18 protein-coding genes and 1 pseudogene are annotated in these 16,527 nt (G+C 69.9%); 14 read left to right on the top strand and 5 right to left on the bottom strand.

The features are described 5' to 3' along the window. The first annotated feature begins 29 nt into the window (after positions 1 to 29). The 7 genes and pseudogenes from hflX to WCE39_RS01310 all read left to right on the top strand — a co-directional run. On the top strand, positions 30 to 1,349 hold the full coding sequence (hflX, locus tag WCE39_RS01340) for a ribosome rescue GTPase HflX (protein ID WP_343274915.1): 1,320 nt from the start codon (positions 30 to 32) through the stop codon (positions 1,347 to 1,349). Between the two features lie 99 nt (positions 1,350 to 1,448). Continuing rightward, positions 1,449 to 2,603 carry an FtsH protease activity modulator HflK gene (gene hflK, locus WCE39_RS01335; RefSeq protein WP_343274914.1) on the top strand — a complete coding sequence of 385 codons (1,155 nt, stop codon included), beginning with the start codon at positions 1,449 to 1,451 and terminating at the stop codon, positions 2,601 to 2,603. Then, the gene (gene hflC / locus WCE39_RS01330; protein ID WP_343274913.1) at positions 2,600 to 3,463 is read left to right on the top strand and encodes a protease modulator HflC; all 864 of its coding nucleotides are present in this window, start codon (positions 2,600 to 2,602) and stop codon (positions 3,461 to 3,463) included. The genes hflK and hflC overlap by 4 nt, the downstream gene beginning before the upstream one ends. Before the next feature lie 16 nt (positions 3,464 to 3,479). Beyond that, positions 3,480 to 3,668: a DUF2065 domain-containing protein gene (locus tag WCE39_RS01325; protein ID WP_343274912.1), complete on the top strand. Its 189-nt coding sequence runs from the start codon at positions 3,480 to 3,482 to the stop codon at positions 3,666 to 3,668. Positions 3,669 to 3,690: 22 nt separating this feature from the next. Continuing rightward, entirely contained in the window at positions 3,691 to 4,983 is a 1,293-nt protein-coding gene (locus WCE39_RS01320; protein WP_343274911.1) for an adenylosuccinate synthase, read from the top strand. A 52-nt stretch (positions 4,984 to 5,035) separates the two neighbouring features. Further along, entirely contained in the window at positions 5,036 to 5,560 is a 525-nt protein-coding gene (locus WCE39_RS01315) for a M48 family metallopeptidase (protein WP_343274910.1), read from the top strand. Positions 5,561 to 5,585: 25 nt separating this feature from the next. Continuing rightward, positions 5,586 to 5,741, top strand: a pseudogene (locus WCE39_RS01310) (type I restriction enzyme subunit R domain-containing protein); the annotation flags it as partial. 3 nt (positions 5,742 to 5,744) lie between these two features. Here WCE39_RS01310 and WCE39_RS01305 read toward each other — a convergent pair. The 3 genes from WCE39_RS01305 to WCE39_RS01295 are packed head-to-tail and all read right to left on the bottom strand — an operon-like array spanning position 5,745 to position 7,485. Continuing rightward, a complete protein-coding gene (locus WCE39_RS01305) occupies positions 5,745 to 6,194 on the bottom strand; it encodes a YeeE/YedE family protein (protein WP_343274909.1) in 450 nt (149 codons plus the stop codon). Continuing rightward, the gene (locus tag WCE39_RS01300; protein ID WP_343274908.1) at positions 6,191 to 6,616 is read right to left on the bottom strand and encodes a YeeE/YedE family protein; all 426 of its coding nucleotides are present in this window, start codon (positions 6,614 to 6,616) and stop codon (positions 6,191 to 6,193) included. The genes WCE39_RS01305 and WCE39_RS01300 overlap by 4 nt, the downstream gene beginning before the upstream one ends. After that, positions 6,613 to 7,485 carry an MBL fold metallo-hydrolase gene (locus WCE39_RS01295; protein ID WP_449283955.1) on the bottom strand — a complete coding sequence of 291 codons (873 nt, stop codon included), beginning with the start codon at positions 7,483 to 7,485 and terminating at the stop codon, positions 6,613 to 6,615. The genes WCE39_RS01300 and WCE39_RS01295 overlap by 4 nt, the downstream gene beginning before the upstream one ends. 74 nt (positions 7,486 to 7,559) lie before the next feature. Here WCE39_RS01295 and WCE39_RS01290 point away from each other — a divergent pair, with 74 nt between their 5' ends. The 4 genes from WCE39_RS01290 (at position 7,560) to WCE39_RS01275 (ending at position 11,353) form a co-directional block, all read left to right on the top strand. Next, positions 7,560 to 7,922, top strand: a complete 363-nt coding sequence (locus WCE39_RS01290) for an ArsR/SmtB family transcription factor (protein ID WP_343274907.1) — start codon at positions 7,560 to 7,562, stop codon at positions 7,920 to 7,922. Next, positions 7,919 to 8,530 (top strand): beta-lactamase hydrolase domain-containing protein, encoded by a 612-nt coding sequence (locus WCE39_RS01285; RefSeq protein WP_343274906.1) that lies wholly within the window; start codon positions 7,919 to 7,921, stop codon positions 8,528 to 8,530. The genes WCE39_RS01290 and WCE39_RS01285 overlap by 4 nt, the downstream gene beginning before the upstream one ends. A gap of 376 nt (positions 8,531 to 8,906) precedes the next feature. Next, positions 8,907 to 10,067 carry a glutamate 5-kinase gene (proB, locus tag WCE39_RS01280; RefSeq protein WP_343274905.1) on the top strand — a complete coding sequence of 387 codons (1,161 nt, stop codon included), beginning with the start codon at positions 8,907 to 8,909 and terminating at the stop codon, positions 10,065 to 10,067. Between the two features lie 17 nt (positions 10,068 to 10,084). Continuing rightward, positions 10,085 to 11,353: a glutamate-5-semialdehyde dehydrogenase gene (locus tag WCE39_RS01275; protein WP_343274904.1), complete on the top strand. Its 1,269-nt coding sequence runs from the start codon at positions 10,085 to 10,087 to the stop codon at positions 11,351 to 11,353. 341 nt (positions 11,354 to 11,694) lie between these two features. Here WCE39_RS01275 and WCE39_RS01270 read toward each other — a convergent pair whose 3' ends face one another. Both WCE39_RS01270 and WCE39_RS01265 read right to left on the bottom strand, forming a co-directional pair. Beyond that, positions 11,695 to 12,372, bottom strand: coding sequence for a hypothetical protein (locus WCE39_RS01270; RefSeq protein WP_449283956.1), 678 nt, complete (start codon positions 12,370 to 12,372; stop codon positions 11,695 to 11,697). A 158-nt stretch (positions 12,373 to 12,530) separates the two neighbouring features. Then, the gene (locus WCE39_RS01265; RefSeq protein ID WP_343274903.1) at positions 12,531 to 12,800 is read right to left on the bottom strand and encodes a hypothetical protein; all 270 of its coding nucleotides are present in this window, start codon (positions 12,798 to 12,800) and stop codon (positions 12,531 to 12,533) included. A gap of 406 nt (positions 12,801 to 13,206) precedes the next feature. Between WCE39_RS01265 and WCE39_RS01260 the strand changes: the two genes are divergently transcribed. The 3 genes from WCE39_RS01260 to WCE39_RS01250 all read left to right on the top strand — a co-directional run bounded on the left by WCE39_RS01260 (position 13,207) and on the right by WCE39_RS01250 (position 16,515). After that, positions 13,207 to 13,404 carry a hypothetical protein gene (locus WCE39_RS01260; protein WP_343274902.1) on the top strand — a complete coding sequence of 66 codons (198 nt, stop codon included), beginning with the start codon at positions 13,207 to 13,209 and terminating at the stop codon, positions 13,402 to 13,404. A 628-nt stretch (positions 13,405 to 14,032) separates the two neighbouring features. Next, positions 14,033 to 16,174, top strand: a complete 2,142-nt coding sequence (locus tag WCE39_RS01255; protein WP_343274946.1) for a TonB-dependent siderophore receptor — start codon at positions 14,033 to 14,035, stop codon at positions 16,172 to 16,174. Beyond that, positions 16,174 to 16,515, top strand: a complete 342-nt coding sequence (locus tag WCE39_RS01250; RefSeq protein WP_343274901.1) for an iron uptake protein — start codon at positions 16,174 to 16,176, stop codon at positions 16,513 to 16,515. The genes WCE39_RS01255 and WCE39_RS01250 overlap by 1 nt, the downstream gene beginning before the upstream one ends. Positions 16,516 to 16,527: the final 12 nt, after the last annotated feature.

The raw sequence follows: 16,527 nt of genomic DNA, 5'->3' as shown, positions 1-16,527 counted from the left end.
TGGGAGCATGACAGCCAGCCGACGACCGAATGCCCACTGAGCTCTTCGAGCGCTCCCGCGGGGGCGAAAACGCCCTCCTGGTCCAGCCGCACTCCGGCGGGCCGCCCGACGAGGGCGTGCTCGAGGAGTTCGCCGAGCTTGCGCGCTCGGCCGGCGCCAAGGTGGTTCACGTCATGCCCGCGCGCATGGCGCGTCCGAATCCCGCGACCCTGCTGGGCAGCGGCAAGCTCGACGAGATCAAGGCCGCGGCCGAAGCCACCGGCGCCGACCTGGTGCTGGTGAACCATCCGCTGAGCCCGGGCCAGGAGCGCAACCTCGAGAAACTCCTGGAGCGGCGCGTGGTCGACCGCACCGGGCTGATCCTCGACATCTTCGCGCAGCGCGCGCGCAGCCATGAAGGAAAGCTGCAGGTGGAGCTGGCCCAGCTCCGGCACATGGCCACGCGCCTGGTGCGCGGCTGGAGCCACCTGGACAGCCTGCGCGGCGGCTCCATCGGCCTGCGCGGCCCGGGCGAGACCCAGCTCGAGACCGACCGCCGGCTGCTGCAGAAGCGCGTCGAACAGCTGCAGGCGCGGCTGGACAAGGTGGACGTCCAGCGCACCCAGATGCGCCGCTCGCGCGTGCGCAGCGAGCTGCCGCGCGTGGCCCTGGTCGGCTATACCAACGCCGGCAAGTCGACCCTGTTCAACGCCCTGACCGGCGCCGATGCGTATGCCGCCGACCAGCTGTTCGCGACCCTGGACCCGACGGTGCGCAAGATCACCCTGCCGGGCGGCCACGTGGTGCTGGCCGACACCGTGGGCTTCGTCCGCGACCTGCCGCACGAGCTGGTGGCGGCCTTCCGCTCCACCCTGAGCGAGGCCCGCGAAGCCGACCTGCTGCTGCACCTGATCGACGCATCCGACCCGCTGCGCGACGAACGCGTGGCCCAGGTGGACGCGGTCCTGGCCGACATCGGTGCCGGCGACATCCCGCAGCTGCTGGTCTACAACAAGATCGACCGGCTGGGCGTGCCGCCGCGCCACGACCAGCCGCACGCCGGCGACCATGCCGACGAAGCCGCGGTCCGCGAGCGCGTCTGGATCTCGGCCCGCGACCGCGACGGCATGGACCTGCTGCGCGCCGCGCTGGGCCGCCGCCTGGGCCTGCGCCGGCTGCACGGCGAGGTGCGCCTGCCGCCCGGTGCCGGCCGCCTGCGCGCGCACCTGCACGAGATCGACGCCATCCGCGCCGAGGCCCACGACGAGCACGGCTGGACGCTCGACATCGACCTGCCGCTGAGCGACGCGCGGCGGCTGGCGGCGCAGGCCGACGGCGCGCCCCTGCGGCCGCTGCTGCCCGCGGCCTGAGGGCGAAAACACGCGCGTGGCGGACCTGCCGCGCGCGCACCTTGTAGAATGTCCCTTCGCTGCCGGTCCCGGTGGCGGGATCCCCAGACTGGAGCCAGCATGGCCTGGAACATCCCCGGCAAGAACAACGACGACCGCGGTTCGGGCCGCAACGACGACAACGGTCGCCGCCAGAATCCCTGGCCGCCGCGCCGCAGCAGCGGCGGTGGCCGCGGCCGTGGTCCCTTCGACGGCATCCTCGACCAGCTTCGCGGCGTGTTCGGCGGCAGCGGCGGCGGCAATCCGCTGCGCTGGATCGGCATCGCGCTGGCGCTGTGGCTCGCGTTCAACTGTTTCGTGCTGGTGGGCGAGCAGGACCGCGGCGTGGTGCTGCGCTTCGGCAAGTTCGCCCGCGTCATGCAGCCGGGCCCCAACTTCAAGCTGCCGTGGCCGATCGAAAGCGTCACCAAGCTCAACACCACCGGCGTGCGCACCTTCAGCAACAGCCTGCCGGTGCTGACCCGCGACGAGAACATCGTCACCGTGTCGTTCAACGTGCAGTACCGCATCAGCGACCCGCAGATGTACCTGTTCGGCTCGCGCGATGCCGACAACGTGCTCGAGCAGGTCTCGCAGAGCGCGGTGCGCGAGCAGATCGGTCGCGCCAACCTGGACTCCGCGCTCAACGCGCGTGGCCCGCTGTCGGCCGCCGCGGCGACGTCCCTGCAGGCGTCCCTGGACACCTACCGCACCGGCCTGATCGTGACCGAGCTCAGCCTGCAGGACGCGCGCCCGCCGGAGGCGGTCAAGCCGGCCTTCGACGAGGTCAACAGCGCCCAGCAGATGAACGAGCGCCTGGTGAACGAGGCCCGCGCCTACGCCGCGCGCATCGTGCCCGAGGCCCGCGGCCAGGCGCAGCGCGTGCGCACCACGGCCGAGGGTTACAAGACCGCCGAGGTTGCCCGCGCCACCGGTGACGCCCAGCGCTTCACGCTGCTGGTGGACGAGTACGCCAAGGCGCCCGAAGTCACCCGCAAGCGCCTGTGGCTGGAGACGGTCGAAGACGTGCTGGCCGACAACCGCAAGGTGGTCGGTGGCGACGGCCAACAGCTGATCTACGTGCCCATGGGCGGGCAGGGCGGCACGCCGCAGCAGCCGTTGCTGACGCCCGACATGGTCTCGCCGACCGTCAACGCCGCGCCTGAACTGGATCCGAGGCCCGCGGCCGCGCCTGCCAACCTGCCGCGCCCGCCGCGCGAGGGAGCCACCCGATGAAGCCGCAATTCCTCGTCCCCGTCGTCCTGGTCGTGATCCTCGGCCTGCTCGGCTCGATGTTCATCGTCCGCGAAGGCCAGGTCGGCCTGGTGCTGAACCTCGGCCGCGTCGCGCGCACCGACCTCGGGCCCGGCCTGCACTTCAAGATCCCGATGGTGGAAAGCGCGCGCGTGTTCGACCGCCGCTTCACCGCCAACGAGTTCCCGCCCGAGCGCTCGCTGACCTCGGAGCGCAAGGACGTCAGCGTCGATTTCGTCGCCATCGGCTTCATCGTCGACGTCGCCGACTTCTACCGCGCCACCGGCGGCAACGAAGAGCTGGTGACCGACCGCCTGGCGCCGATCATCAAGGACTCGCTGCGTAACGAGATCAACTCGCAGACCCTGACCCAGCTGGTGTCGGGTGATCGCTCCGAGCTGATCGACCGCCAGCTGCCGGGCATCAACGAGGGTGCCCGCACACTCGGCATGCAGGTGGTCGACATCCGCTTCAAGCAGATCGACCTGCCCACCGACAGCGAAGTGATCGGCCAGGTCTACGACCGCATGCGCGCCGAACGCCGCCAGGTGGCCAGCGCACTGCGCGCCGAGGGCGAGGAGCAGGCGCGCATCGTCCGCGCCGAGGCCGACCGCGAACAGACCGTGCTGCTGGCCGAGGCCGAGCGTGACGCGCAGGTGCTGCGAGGCGAGGGCGACGCCGAGGCCGCGAGCATCTACGCGCAGGCTGCGAACCGCGATCCCTCGTTCTTTGCATTCCAGCGCAGCCTGGACGCCTACCGGCGTGCCTTCTCGTCCGGCGAGGCGGTGATGGTGCTGGAGCGCGACGACCCGTTCCTGCAGTACATGCGCAGCGACCGCTGACGCGTGGGCGCCGGGCGTGAGTGACCTGTGGGCCGCCCTGTGCCTGGTGGCCGTGTTCGAGGGGCTGCTGCTGTTTGCAGCCCCGGGGGCCTGGAAGCGGGCGATGGCGCAGATGCTGGCCGCTCCCGAGCGCCAGCTGCGGATGATTGGCGGCATGGTGCTTGCGGCCGGTCTGGCGGCGCTGTGGTGGATCCGCCAGGGCTGAATTTCAATCTAGGAGCAGTGTCATGGGTCAGTCGGTGGTGGTGCTTGGCGCCCAGTGGGGCGACGAGGGCAAGGGCAAGATCGTCGACCTGCTGACGCAGGACATCGGCGCGGTGGTGCGCTTCCAGGGCGGCCACAACGCCGGTCATACGCTGGTGATCGGCGGCAAGAAGACCGTGCTGCACCTGATCCCGTCGGGCGTGCTGCGCGATGACGCGCTGTGCCTGATCGGCAACGGCGTGGTGCTCTCGCCGGCGGCGCTGATGAAGGAAATCGGCGAGCTTGAAGAGGCCGGCGTCGAAGTGCGCTCGCGGCTGAAGATCAGCCCCGCCACGCCCCTGATCATGCCGTACCACATCGCCCTCGACCAGGCGCGCGAGAAGGCCGCCGGCGGCAAGGCCATCGGCACCACCGGCCGCGGCATCGGCCCGGCCTACGAGGACAAGGTGGCCCGCCGCGGCATCCGCGTGGCCGACCTGCATTACCCCGCTCAGCTGGAGGAACTGCTGCGCACGGCGCTGGATTACCACAACTTCGTGCTCACCCGGTACCTGGGCGTGGACGCGGTGGACTTCCAGCAGACCTATGACGAGGCGCTGGCCTTCGGCGAGTACGTCGAGCCTATGAAGTCCGACGTTGCCGGCATCCTCCACGACCTGCGCAGACAGGGGAAGAAAGTGCTGTACGAAGGCGCGCAGGGCTCGTTGCTCGACATCGACCACGGCACCTATCCCTACGTCACCAGCTCCAACACCACCGTTGGCGGCGCGCTCGCCGGCACCGGCGTGGGTGCGGACTCGATCGACTACGTGCTGGGCATCTGCAAGGCCTACGCCACCCGCGTCGGCGGCGGCCCGTTTCCGACCGAGCTCGACGACGAAGACGGCCAGCGCCTTCGCGACCGCGGCCAGGAATACGGCGCCACCACCGGCCGCCCGCGCCGCTGCGGCTGGATCGACATCGTCGCGCTGAAGCGCGCGGTGGCGATCAACGGCATCAGCGGCCTGTGCATCACCAAGCTCGACGTGCTGGACGGCCTGGACAAGCTGAAGATGTGCATCGCCTACCGCTACCGCGGCAAGGAAACCGAGTACGCCCCGCTGGACGCCCAGGGCTGGGCCGAGTGCGAGCCGGTGTACCTGGAGTTCCCCGGCTGGACCGAGGACACCCACGGCATCACCGAGTGGGACAAGCTGCCGCCGGCCGCGCGTGCCTACCTGCGCGCGCTGGAGGAGCTGGCTGGCTGCCCGCTGTCGATCGTGAGCACCGGCCCCGACCGCGAGCACACGATGGTGCTGCAGGATCCGTTTGCTTGATCGAGCGGTTCGCCCGATATGAAAAAACCCCGCTGATGCGGGGTTTTCTCTGATGGATGCGCTGAAATACCTCGGCGGTTATCCGCTAGAGGTGCAGGCGAAGGTGCGCGCGCTGATCGCACAGGACCGGCTGGGCGCGCTGCTGGCCGCGAAGTACGGTGACAGCCACGCGGTGCGCAACGACAGCCAGCTCTATGCCTACGTCCAGGACCTGAAGGACCGTCACCTGCGCAAGTCCGCGCCGCTGGGCAAGGTGATCTACGACGGCAAATTGCAGGTGGTGAAGCATGCGCTGGGCACCCACACCACCATCTCCCGTGTGCAGGGTGGGAAGCTCAAGGCGAGCCGCGAGATCCGCATTGCCAGCGTGTTCCGCGATGCGCCCGCGGAGTTCCTCAAGATGATCGCCGTGCATGAGTTGGCGCACATGAAGGAAGCCGAACACGACAAGGCGTTCTACCGGCTGTGCATGCATATGGAGCCGGACTACCACCAGCTGGAATTCGATACGCGGCTGTACCTGACGCAGCTGGATCTGCTGCGACGGGCCGGGGGCGGATGCCCGTCGGCGGCTTGAGTCCGGCAGGCCGGCCTCGGCCTCAGTGGCCAACAAGTTCCAGACCGGCTTCGACCACCCGCTGCTGTGCGGCATGTACGTCGACAAGAAGCTGGGCGGCATCCCGGCGGTGCAGACGCTTTCGCGCCTCGGTCGCGCGCATGCGGGCAAGGACACCACCTACGTGCTCGACTTCGTCAACGCTTCACGCTGGCGGAGGGTGTGACGCGGCGCGCCACCGCATCTTTTCCTGGAGCCGCTGCAGCACGATCCCGGCGACCATCGCGGGCACGAACCAGGCCGCCTCGCTCGAACCCACGCCGAGCGCCGCCAGCGCCGGACCCGGGCAGTAGCCGGCCAGGCCCCAGCCGATCCCGAACAGCGCAGCCCCTGCCAGCAGCCGCGAATCCACATGCCGCAGCTGCGACAGGCGGAAGTCGTCGGCGAACAGCGGACGACCGCGCCGCAGCACCGGGCGGAACAGCAGCAGGGTGGTGGCCACCGCGCCACCGAGGACGAAGGCGAGGGTGGGATCGAAGTCGCCGGCGACATCGAGGAAGCCGAGGATGCGTCGCGCATCGGTCATGCCCGACAGCGCGAGGCCGACCCCGAACAGCGCGCCGGAGGCGAACGCCGCGGCGATGAAACGCTTCATGCCCAGCCACCCGCGTGGCGCACGATCCACGTGGTCGCCACCGCCGTGGCCATGAAGGTCGGCACCGCCACCATCGAGCGCAGCGACAGCCGGCCCAGTCCGCACACCCCGTGCCCGCTGGTGCATCCATTGCCGAGGCTGGTGCCGAAGCCCACCAGCAGGCCCGCCGCTACCAGCAGCAGCGGCGGGAAACCTTCGCGCGGGGTCGCGATGCCCGGGAGCAGCGCGATCGACGCGCCGCCCGCCAGCACCAGCCCTGCAAGGAACGCCACCCGCCAGGCCAGTTCGCCGCGGCGCGGATACACGACCCCGGCGAGGATGCCGCTGACGCCGGCGATGCGTCCGTTGAGCCACAGCAGCAGCGTGGCCGCGAGCCCGATCAGCACGCCGCCGGCGAGCGCCATCAGCCAGGTCGTACTCATGCGCCGATGCCAACGCTGTTGAGCGGCAGCCGCAGGTAGCGCACGCCGTCGCTCTCCGGCGGCGGCAGGTCGCCGCCGCGGATGTTGATCTGCAGCGACGGCAGGATGAGCTTGGGCGCCGCCAGTCCCGCGTCGCGCTCGTTGCGCAGGCGCACGAACGCCGCCTCGCCGACGTCGCCGGCCAGGTGCACGTTGCGCTCGCGCTGCGCGCCGATCGATGTTTCCGCGCACGCGTCGCGGCCATCCGGCGGATAGTCGTGGCAGAGGAACACGCGGGTGTCGTCCGGCAGCTCGAACAGGCGGCGGATCGAGCTGTACAGCATGGCCGCATCGCCACCGGGGAAGTCGGCGCGCGCCGTGCCGGTGTCGGGCGCGAAGACGGTGTCGCCGACGAAGGCCGCATCGCCGATGACGTAGGTCACGCTGTCGTCCGTGTGGCCGGGGGTGGCGATCACGCGGCCGGCGAGTTCGCCGATGGCAAAGCTGTCGCCGTCGGCGAACAAGCGGTCGAACTGGCGACCGTCGACCGCGAACCCCTCTTCCAGGCCGAACACCGTCTTGAAGCGCGCCTGGATGCCGGTGATGCCGCGCCCGATGGCCACCCGGGCGCCGGTCTGCGCGCGCAGCCAGGCGGCGGCGGAGAGGTGGTCGGCATGCGCGTGGGTCTCGAGGATCCACTCCACGCGCAGGTGGTGCCCGCGCGCGAAGTCGAGCAGGCGTTGCGCGGAGTCGAATGCCGTGCGGGCGGTGGCGGCCTCGTAATCCATCACCGGATCGACGATGGCGGCGTGGCCGCCGGCGCGGTCGTAGACCACGTGGGAGAAGGTGGACGTGGACGGGTCGTAGAAGCTCTCTACCTGTGGATTCATGATGGGCTTCCATATTATTCAGTAAATGCTAAAGTATGATTCGTCCCGTGTCCTGTCAAGCGAGTCCTGCGACGATGCCGAGCAACGCCCCCAGACCGTCCAGCCCCGAGCCGCTGGCCTCCGACATGGCCGTCCACGCCGGCGAGGCGGCGGCCCTGCTGAAAGCGCTGGCCCATCCCGCCCGCCTTCTGGTGCTGTGCCAGTTGGTGGAGGGCGAGCGGACCGTGGGCGAGCTGCAGCCCGCGACGGGACTCGGTGCCTCGGCGCTGTCCCAGCACCTCGCCGTGCTGCGTGACATGGCCCTGGTGCACACCCGGCGCCAAGCGCAGTGCATCCACTATTCGCTGGCGGACGGACCGGCGATGAGCGTGCTCGAGGCGCTGCACGCCGCCTTCTGTGCCGCGCCGCGACCCCACAACATGAGCAGCCTGCCATGACCCCACGACGCACCCTGCCGGCGATCACGGTCGCGGCTGCACTTTCCACCGCACTCACCGCCTGCACCACGCCCGGCGACGTGCCGCGCGCCCAGGCTGACCAGGAGTTGACCATGCCATCACCCGTGCTCGAACGCTTCGCCAACCCTGTCGCCGGCGTCCATTCCGGCGGCCGCATTACGGCGGATGATCTTTCCGCGCTGCGCGCCGCCGGCATCCGCCACGTCATCAACCTCGCACCGGCATCCGAGACGCCCGGGTTCGACGAGGCCGACGCGGTGCGGGCGGCGGGGATTCGCTACGACCCCTTGCCGATCGTCGGCGCCAGCGACCTCGACCGAGAAGCGGTGGTGGCCTTCGACCGCCTGCTGCAGGCCGCCGACGCGCCCGCGCTGGTGCACTGCGGCAGCGGCAATCGCGTGGGTGCGCTGGTGGCGCTGCGCGCGGCCTGGCTGCAGGGTGCGGATGAGGAGTCCGCGGTGGAGAAGGGGCGCCGCTGGGGGCTCGCGGGCCTGGAGGGCGAGGTCCGCCAGCGCATCGCGCGCGAGCGCTGCGTGGCCGACGCGGGCCGGGCCGAACGGGGCACGGACTGCGACGACGCGGGCTGAGCTCGGCTCAGTCCCGGGTGACCGGGCCCGTTGCGGTGCCGGCATCCTGCTGGACGGCGGGTCCTTCGCCGGGCCGGCCGGTTCGCCGGCCACCGCTTCCGGCATCCCTCCGGCTTGGGTCGAGCACCGCCTTCTGTTAACCTGAACAGGTTCGGCCCAGGCCTGCCCACGTTTTTCTCCACCCACCGCGGCAGGTGCGGCCACCACAACCAGGCGCGCGATCGAGTGTTCTCTCGCGCCGCGCTGCGCTTGTGATCTTTACCGATCGTTTGCGTATCCAGACCGTTCCCGGTCCGCGCTTCCGCGCGCCTTTGGCGTGCCCGGGCGTCGGGATGGTGCGCAGCACAATCGATTCATGTCGTCCAATGGAGCATCCATGCCAGATCCAGACCACCAACCACATCCGTTTCCCGAACAGTCGCTGCCTGCCTGGCAGCGTGCGGTGATCAAGGTCGGCAGCAGCCTGCTGACCGACGGCCGCGGCAAGCTCGAGAGGCGCAACGCCTCCGCGCTGGCCTCTCTGATCGCCGGCTTCCGCGCCCAGGGCCGCGAGGTGGTGTTGGTGTCTTCCGGCGCGGTGGCCGCCGGCCGCGGGTTGATGGCGCGGCAGCGCGGCAGCCTGGTGCAGCGCCAGGCGCTTGCCTCGCTGGGGCAGACGCCGATGCTGGCGCTGTGGCAGGGGCTGATCGAGTATCCGGTGGCGCAGGTGCTGCTCAGCCACGACGACATGCGCAACCGGCGCCGCTACCTCAATGCACGGGCGACGATGCAGGAGCTCCTGCGGATCGGCGCGGTGCCGATCATCAACGAGAACGACACCGTGTCGGTGGACGAGCTCAAATTGGGCGACAACGACAACCTGGCTGCCGCGGTGGCCACCCTGGTCGATGCCGACATGCTGTTCATCGCCACCGATACCCACGGACTCTACAGCGGCCATCCCACGCGTGATCCCGACGCGCGGCCCTTGCCGCGGGTGGAGGCGATCACGCCGGAAGTGATGGCGATGACCGCAGGCGGCGCCGGCGCGCTGGGCACCGGTGGCATGGCCACCAAGCTGGAAGCGGCCAGCAAGGCCGCCGCGGCGGGGATCGACACCGCGCTGCTGTGCGGCCACGACCGCCGCGCGCTGGCCGCGCTTGCCAACGACCGCCTGCACGGCACCCTGATCCCGGCGCACGGGCCACGCCTGTTGGCGCGCAAGCTGTGGCTGCGCCACCAGCCCGCATGCGGCGGGCAGCTGCGGATCGACGATGGTGCCTGCAAGGCGCTGGCCGAGCGCGGCGCCTCGCTGCTGCCTGGCGGCGTCATCGGCGTGGAAGGCGACTTCAGCAACCATGCCCTGGTCAATCTGGTCGACAGGCAGGGCCGCCGCATCGGCCGCGGGCTGGTCGAGTACCACGCCAGCGACCTGCAGCGTATCGCCGGCCGCCACAGCCAGGAGATCGAGGGGCTGCTCGGTTTCGACAACGGCAGCGCCGTCGTACGCCGCGACAACCTGGTCCTGTTCGACCAGCCCGCCGCGACCACGCATTGAACAAGGAGACGCTTCCCATGACCAGTTACATCCGCTCCCTTGCCGAGCGCGCCCGTGCGGCTTCGCATGCGATTGCCGCGCTCGACCCTTCCCGCCGCGCGGCGCTGCTGTCGAAGATGGCCGACGCGGTCGACGCCGGCCGCGCCGACGTCCTCGCCGCCAACGCGCGCGACATGCAGCGCGCCAACGAAGCCGGCACCACCGGCGCCATGCTGGACCGGCTGAAGCTCGACGATGAGCGCATCAACAGCATCGTGCAGGCGATCCGCGAGATCGCCACGCTGCCCGATCCCGTCGGCCAGGTCACCCGCAGCGAAACGCATGCCAACGGCATGACCGTGGAAAAGGTGCGCATTCCGCTTGGACTGATCGCGATGATCTACGAGGCCCGGCCCAACGTGACCGCTGACGCCGCCGCGCTGTGCCTGCGCGCAGGCAATGCGGTGCTGTTGCGGGGCGGCTCGGAGGCGCGTGACAGCAACATCGCGATCGCCCGCTGCCTGCATTCCGCGCTGCGCGAATTCGACCTGCCGGTCGAGGCGGTGGCGCTGGTCGAGGACACCGCGCGCGAGCACGTGCTCGAGCTGCTGCAGCTGACCGACCTGGTGGACCTGGCGATCCCGCGCGGCGGCGAGCGCCTGATCCGCTTCGTGGCAGAGAACGCGCGGGTACCGGTGATCAAGCACTACAAGGGCGTGTGCCATCTGTACGTGGACGCCGCCGCCGACCCGGCCGCCGCGACCCGCCTGGCCGTGGACGGCAAACTGTCGCGCCCCGGCGTGTGCAACGCGCTGGAAACGCTGCTGGTGCATGCCGACATCGCCGGCACCTGGATCCCGGACGCGCTGGCCACGATGGCCCGTGGCGGCGCCGAGATCCGCGGCTGCGAGCGGACCCGCGCGCTGTTCGCGGATGCGAAGCCGGCCACCGAAGAGGACTACGACACCGAATACCTGGCGCCGATCATCTCGGTGCGGGTGGTGGATTCCATCGACGACGCCATCGACCACATCCAGCGCCACACGTCCGACCACACGGAGGTGATTTCCACCACCGACCAGGCCGCGGCCGACCGCTTCGTGCGTGCGATCCGCAGCTCGGCGGTGATGGTCAATGCCTCGTCGCGCTTCAATGATGGCGGCCAGCTCGGCCTGGGTGCGGAAATCGGCATCTCCACCACCCGCCTGCACGCCTATGGGCCGATGGGGCTCGAGTCGCTGACCATCGAGCGCTGGGTGGTTCGTGGTGAGGGGCAGGTGCGGCATGCGGAGTCGGCTCAGGCCTGAGTTGGCGACACGTTCGTCCAGGCAAGCCGCGCTCGAGCCTGTTGAAGTGCCGCAACCCCATGCGGGACTGCACACCCATGCGGGACTGCACATGCGGCGGACGATGTGCATGCTGCATGTCGCGGCGAGGGGAATCGCCGGGGTTCGAATCAGGGGGAAGGTATGCAAACGCAGCAGGATCACCGCAAGATCTGCGGCGAATCGCTCGCCCAATCACTGCATGATTCCCCTCGCCATCGCAGGCTGGAATGCGAGCCGTGGCGTCATTGCATCAGCATATGCAACTCGCGAGGCGGGCGGGTGAGGCGGACAGTCGTGCCACTACAGCCGGGGTGTGAAGTTTACCGGGCGCGCTTCGACGTCCTGGAAGTCTTCGTCGACCGGGCCTGCTCGAACCCGGGAAACGTCTTGTCCAGCGAATCCTCGTCCGGCAGGACATAAAACACCCCGCCCCGCTCGAACGTCGGACGCACGACCTGCTCATAAAAATCCGGCGAGACGTTGATGCAGCCGTGCGTGACGCGGTTGTCGTCCGGCGTTGGCGACGCCAGCCGCTCGGGGCGCTTTTCCGCCGGAACGCCGGTCGCGGTCGGATGGATCGAGACCGCGGATTCGTAGTCCACCCACAGCACGCGGCCGGCGTCGATCGACGGACCGTAGCCGCCCACGAAACGGCCCGCGGGCGTAGTGCGATCCCGGCCCGGGATTTCGCGCAGCGCAAGACCGGCGACGCCGGGGGCCGTGTGGTCGCCGACCGCCGATCCGAACAGGCCGGGTGCGGCGCCGCGAAGGCGGCCGTCGCCGCCGAACACCAGGATCTGCGCGGCGGCCTTGTCGATGATCGCAAACGGATAGCCCTGGCTGTCCTTGGACGCGACCACCCAGCCGGCGAGGTCGATCACGGTGCTGGAAACATCCTGTCCCGGCGGAAGCTGGTCGGCGGCGGCGACCGCCGTGTCCGCGGCAGGATCATCTTGGCCCGAGGCCACGCCGCTGAAGCTTGCAGATGCCAGCGCCAGCGCCAGGACGAGCTGGGCGGTCTGGATCGGAGAGTGATTACGGTTACGGATGGGGTCGGACCTCGGAACGAAGACGGGTCAAGTCAACAGGACCGATCGCCAGTAGAGGCCACCGGTCGGGAGCCAGGCCGCTCGACGCGGCCTGTCCCGGCGCACACTCAGCCGCGCGGCACGCGGCGCGGTGACGCTTCCAGCTGCTGGACGCGGCCTTCGATCTGATCCAGCCGCTGATTGGCCCGCTGCGCGCCCTGGTTGGCGGATTCGGCGCTCTGGGCCGCACCCTGCACCTGCGTGTCGAGGCGGTCGAGGCGCGAATTGATGCCCGCGAATTCGTCGTCATAGGTGGCACATGCGGACAAGCCGACGGTGGCGACAATCGCCACGCCGAGCGTCCGCGCCATCACAAGATGTTGCCTGGTCAGGAACATGGCAATACTCCTTTCGTGTGGGGGCTCGAATATAGCCCCGTTTATTCCGGCGCCCGGAGCTGCCTTCAGCTGGCGTTGGCGTAGGTCGAGCACGCGTGAAGGCGACGCGAACCTTAATAGGCAGGCGCTTGGCTGCGGCTGAGCGCCCTGGTCGACGCCACGCTCCGGGACGGCGAGCTTGATGCGGACGGCGCCTCGCTGCGGCGTTACGGGGTGGGGCGACGTGGCGCAGCGGGCAGTCAGGCACGGCACTTGCATGGTCAGGTGATCCGTGTCCCGAGCAGTCCGCATGTCACACACCGCACAATCCACTGTCATCCCCGGGCCCTGGGCAACCCGGCCCCCTGCGCCGGCACGCCGCACGCCCGAACGCCGCCGGTCCGTGCCACCGGCCGACTCCCCGCGCTTGTGCGAGGGCCTCACGCCCGCCCAGCTCGTCACGCGGGAGGCGCTGCAGATCTTTGGCTGGCGCCTGGCGTTCGTGCGCCGGCCGCTGTTCCAGGCGCCCATTCCGGTGTTTTTCGACCAGGCGGGCACGCGCCACGTGGTGATCCTCGAGGACGGCACGCTGGACGAACACCCCACGCTGAAACTGCGGAACTGATCCGGGCTGGCAGGCGCTCAAGGCAAGGCGGTGGCGCGAATCCGCCCACGCGTACCGGCAATCCAGCGGCGTCGTGCATCGCCCAGCCGGTGAGCGGCAGCGCATACGGTTGGCCAGGCGCAGGAGCACCAGCACCAGCGCCAGCACGCCGAAGGCCAAGCGCTGCTGGAACTCGCGGCTGAGCGCGTCATCGGTATGAGGGCCTCGCCCAGCGGTGCGAAGGGCGCTTCGGGCACCATCGCCCAGCGCACGGGCTGGCGCTGGCCCTGCGCATCGAGCAGTAGGAAGGCGTTGATGCCGTGGTACTGCATGTTCGCCCAGCTCTCGCTGGGCCGGGGGCGCGCAGGAGCACATGCGCACCGGCGTCGTCCCGTGGTGGGCACGTCCCGGATTGATTGCAAAATGGGAATCGTTCGCATTAGGCTGTGCGAATTCGCCCCGGCTTCGGCCGCCGCGAACCGCCAACCCGATCAGTCCCGCCAGCCGAGCGTCGCCAGCGGACACAGGGCTCCATCCCTACGTCCGACATCCAGCGACCCTCATGCCACCCATTTTCCCGATCCCTCCGCGGCCTGCCCGCGATCGCCACCCCGATCCCGCGTTTCGCGCCAGTCCGCTCTTGACCGCCATGGTCCTGGCGCTGCCGCTGATGTCTGCCGCGGCGCCCGCGTTGGCCAGTGGCCAATCCGGCGAAGCGGAAGCGCCGTACGACGCCACCACTGCCACCACTGCGACCACCGGGACCCTTGCCGCCACCGACCTCGACACCATCCGCGTCGTCGGCCAGCGCGCCAGTCGCGTCAGCAACGGCGCCACCAACCTCGACCTCTCGATCCGCGAGACCCCGCAGTCCATCTCCGTGGTCACTGCCGGGCAGATGCGCCAGTTCGGCGCCGACAGCGTCAACGATGCATTGCGCCTGGCCACGGGCGTGCGCGTGGACGAGTGGGAGACGAATCGCAGCAGCTACAGCGCGCGCGGCTTCGACATCCTCAACACGCAGGTCGACGGCGTGGGCCTGCCCAACGGCTGGGGCGTCACCACCGGCGCGGTCGATGCCGCCGGCTACGAGAAGGTGGAGGTGATCCGCGGCGCCAATGGGCTCCTCACCGGCGTGGGTAACGCGGCGGGCACGATCAACTACGTGCGCAAGCGGCCGACCAACGCGCGCGAGGGCAGGGTGGGGCTGTCGTACGGCTCCTGGAACACGCTGCGCGCGGAGGTCGACTACTCCACGCCGCTCACCGCAGACGGCAGCTCGGCCGGCCGCGTGGTGCTCGCGCACGAGCACGGCGATTCCTGGCTGCGCGCCAACCAGAACGCGCGCGACTTCGCCTACGGCGTGGTCGATGGCCAGGTCGGCGAGCGCGGCACGCTGACGCTGGGCTACTCGTACCAGCGTGCGGAGTCCGACGGGATCATGTGGGGCGCGCTGCCCTTCACCAACAGCGACGGCACGCAGCGCGAATGGTCGCGCGATGCCAGCACCACCCAGGACTGGACGTACTGGGACACCACAGCGCACACGGCCTTCGCCGAATACACCCACGACGTGGCCGACGACTGGGCGCTGAAGCTCTCGTACAACTACCGCCGCAACAGCGGCGACGAGCGCATGTTCTACGCCTTCGACGGATCGGGCACGGGACTGGATCCGGAGACCGGCCTGGGCCTGTCCGGCTACCCGTGGGGCGGCGACGACGAGGCCACGGCACACCTCGGCACCGCCACGCTCAACGGCGGCTTCCGCGCGTTCGGGCGCGAGCACCAGGCGATGGTCGGCGTGTCACGCGCGCGCAGTACCACCGACAACCGGGAGCGCAGCGCGGACTTCACGTCGCCGGCCTGGGGCCCGCTGCCGCCGTTCCCGTACCCGGCCGACGCAATCCCGGAGCCTGCCTGGAGCGAGCCGACGCTCTACTCCGAACTCGACCAGGAGCTGACGCGCGCCTATGCCGCCACGCGCATCGCGCTCACCGAGCGCTTCAAGGCCATCGTCGGTGCCAATCACGCGCGCTACCGCCGCAGCGGCCACTCCTACGACCTCGGCTTCGACCAGACCACGAAGCACACCAGTCCCTACGCCGGCCTGACCTTCGACTTTACTGACCGCGTGCTCGGCTACGTCAGCTACTCCGACATCCATCAGCCGCAGGACCAGGTGGACGCCAACGACCGTTACCTCGATGCCAGCCAGGGCGTGAACTACGAGGCCGGCATCAAGGCCGACTGGCTGGACGGCCGGCTGCTGACCACGGTGGCGGTGTTCAAGGCCGACCAGGAAGGCCTGGCCACGCCCACGGGGCAGTACAACGAGTTCGGCATGGCGATCTACGCGCCGGTGGACGTGCGCTCGAAGGGCGTGGAACTGGAGGCGGTGGGGCGACTCAACGATCACCTCGAGATCGTCGCCGGCTATACGGCGCTGCGCCTGGATGGCCTCAATGGCGGCGACACCTATCCCTGGGTGCCGCGCCGCACGGCCAACCTGCTGCTTAGCGGGCGTTTCCCGGCGCATGAAGCTCTGTCCTGGGGCATTGGCGGGCGCTGGCAGGGCGGCATCTTCAACACCGGGGCCAGCGGCTTCCGGGTGCGTCAGGACAGCTATGCGGTTGTCAACGCGTTCGTCGCCTGGGACGTCGCGCCCGACGCCACGCTGCGCCTCAACGCCAACAACATCGCCGACGAGAAGTACATCAACACCCTGCGTTACAGCGGGTACTACGGCGCGCCGGCGAATTACACGCTCAGTGTCGACTGGAGGTTTTGATGGTTGGCACGCCCACCACTGCCCCGAGGACGCGTGGTACCTCGGTGACGCTTGCAACCACCTCCCGAACGGCGCTGTTGTCGCGCGTCGCCGCCGCGGTGCTCGGCGGTTATGCGTTCGCATGGGGGCTCATTGCCGCGGCCACCGGCTTCAGCGTCGCCGCTGGCATGGGCTTCCACGACGCGGAGTTCCTGTCGAGCCTTCTCGGGGTGTTGGCCTATCTCGCCGCGCTGCTGTGGACGATCGCGGCGCGGCGGCTGTGGCCGGTGTGGGCGGTGCTGGTGGGCGGCGGTGCGCTGCTGGCCGGCGTGGGTTCGGCCGTGCAGGCGGCTCTGGTCTGATGGGGATGAAGC

It is taken from the genome of Luteimonas yanweni (genome assembly GCF_039548475.1).
In the GTDB taxonomy this organism is placed as follows: domain Bacteria; phylum Pseudomonadota; class Gammaproteobacteria; order Xanthomonadales; family Xanthomonadaceae; genus Luteimonas.
Note: the sequence above shows the minus strand (reverse complement) of the source record. Positions and strands in the feature narration are given on the sequence as shown.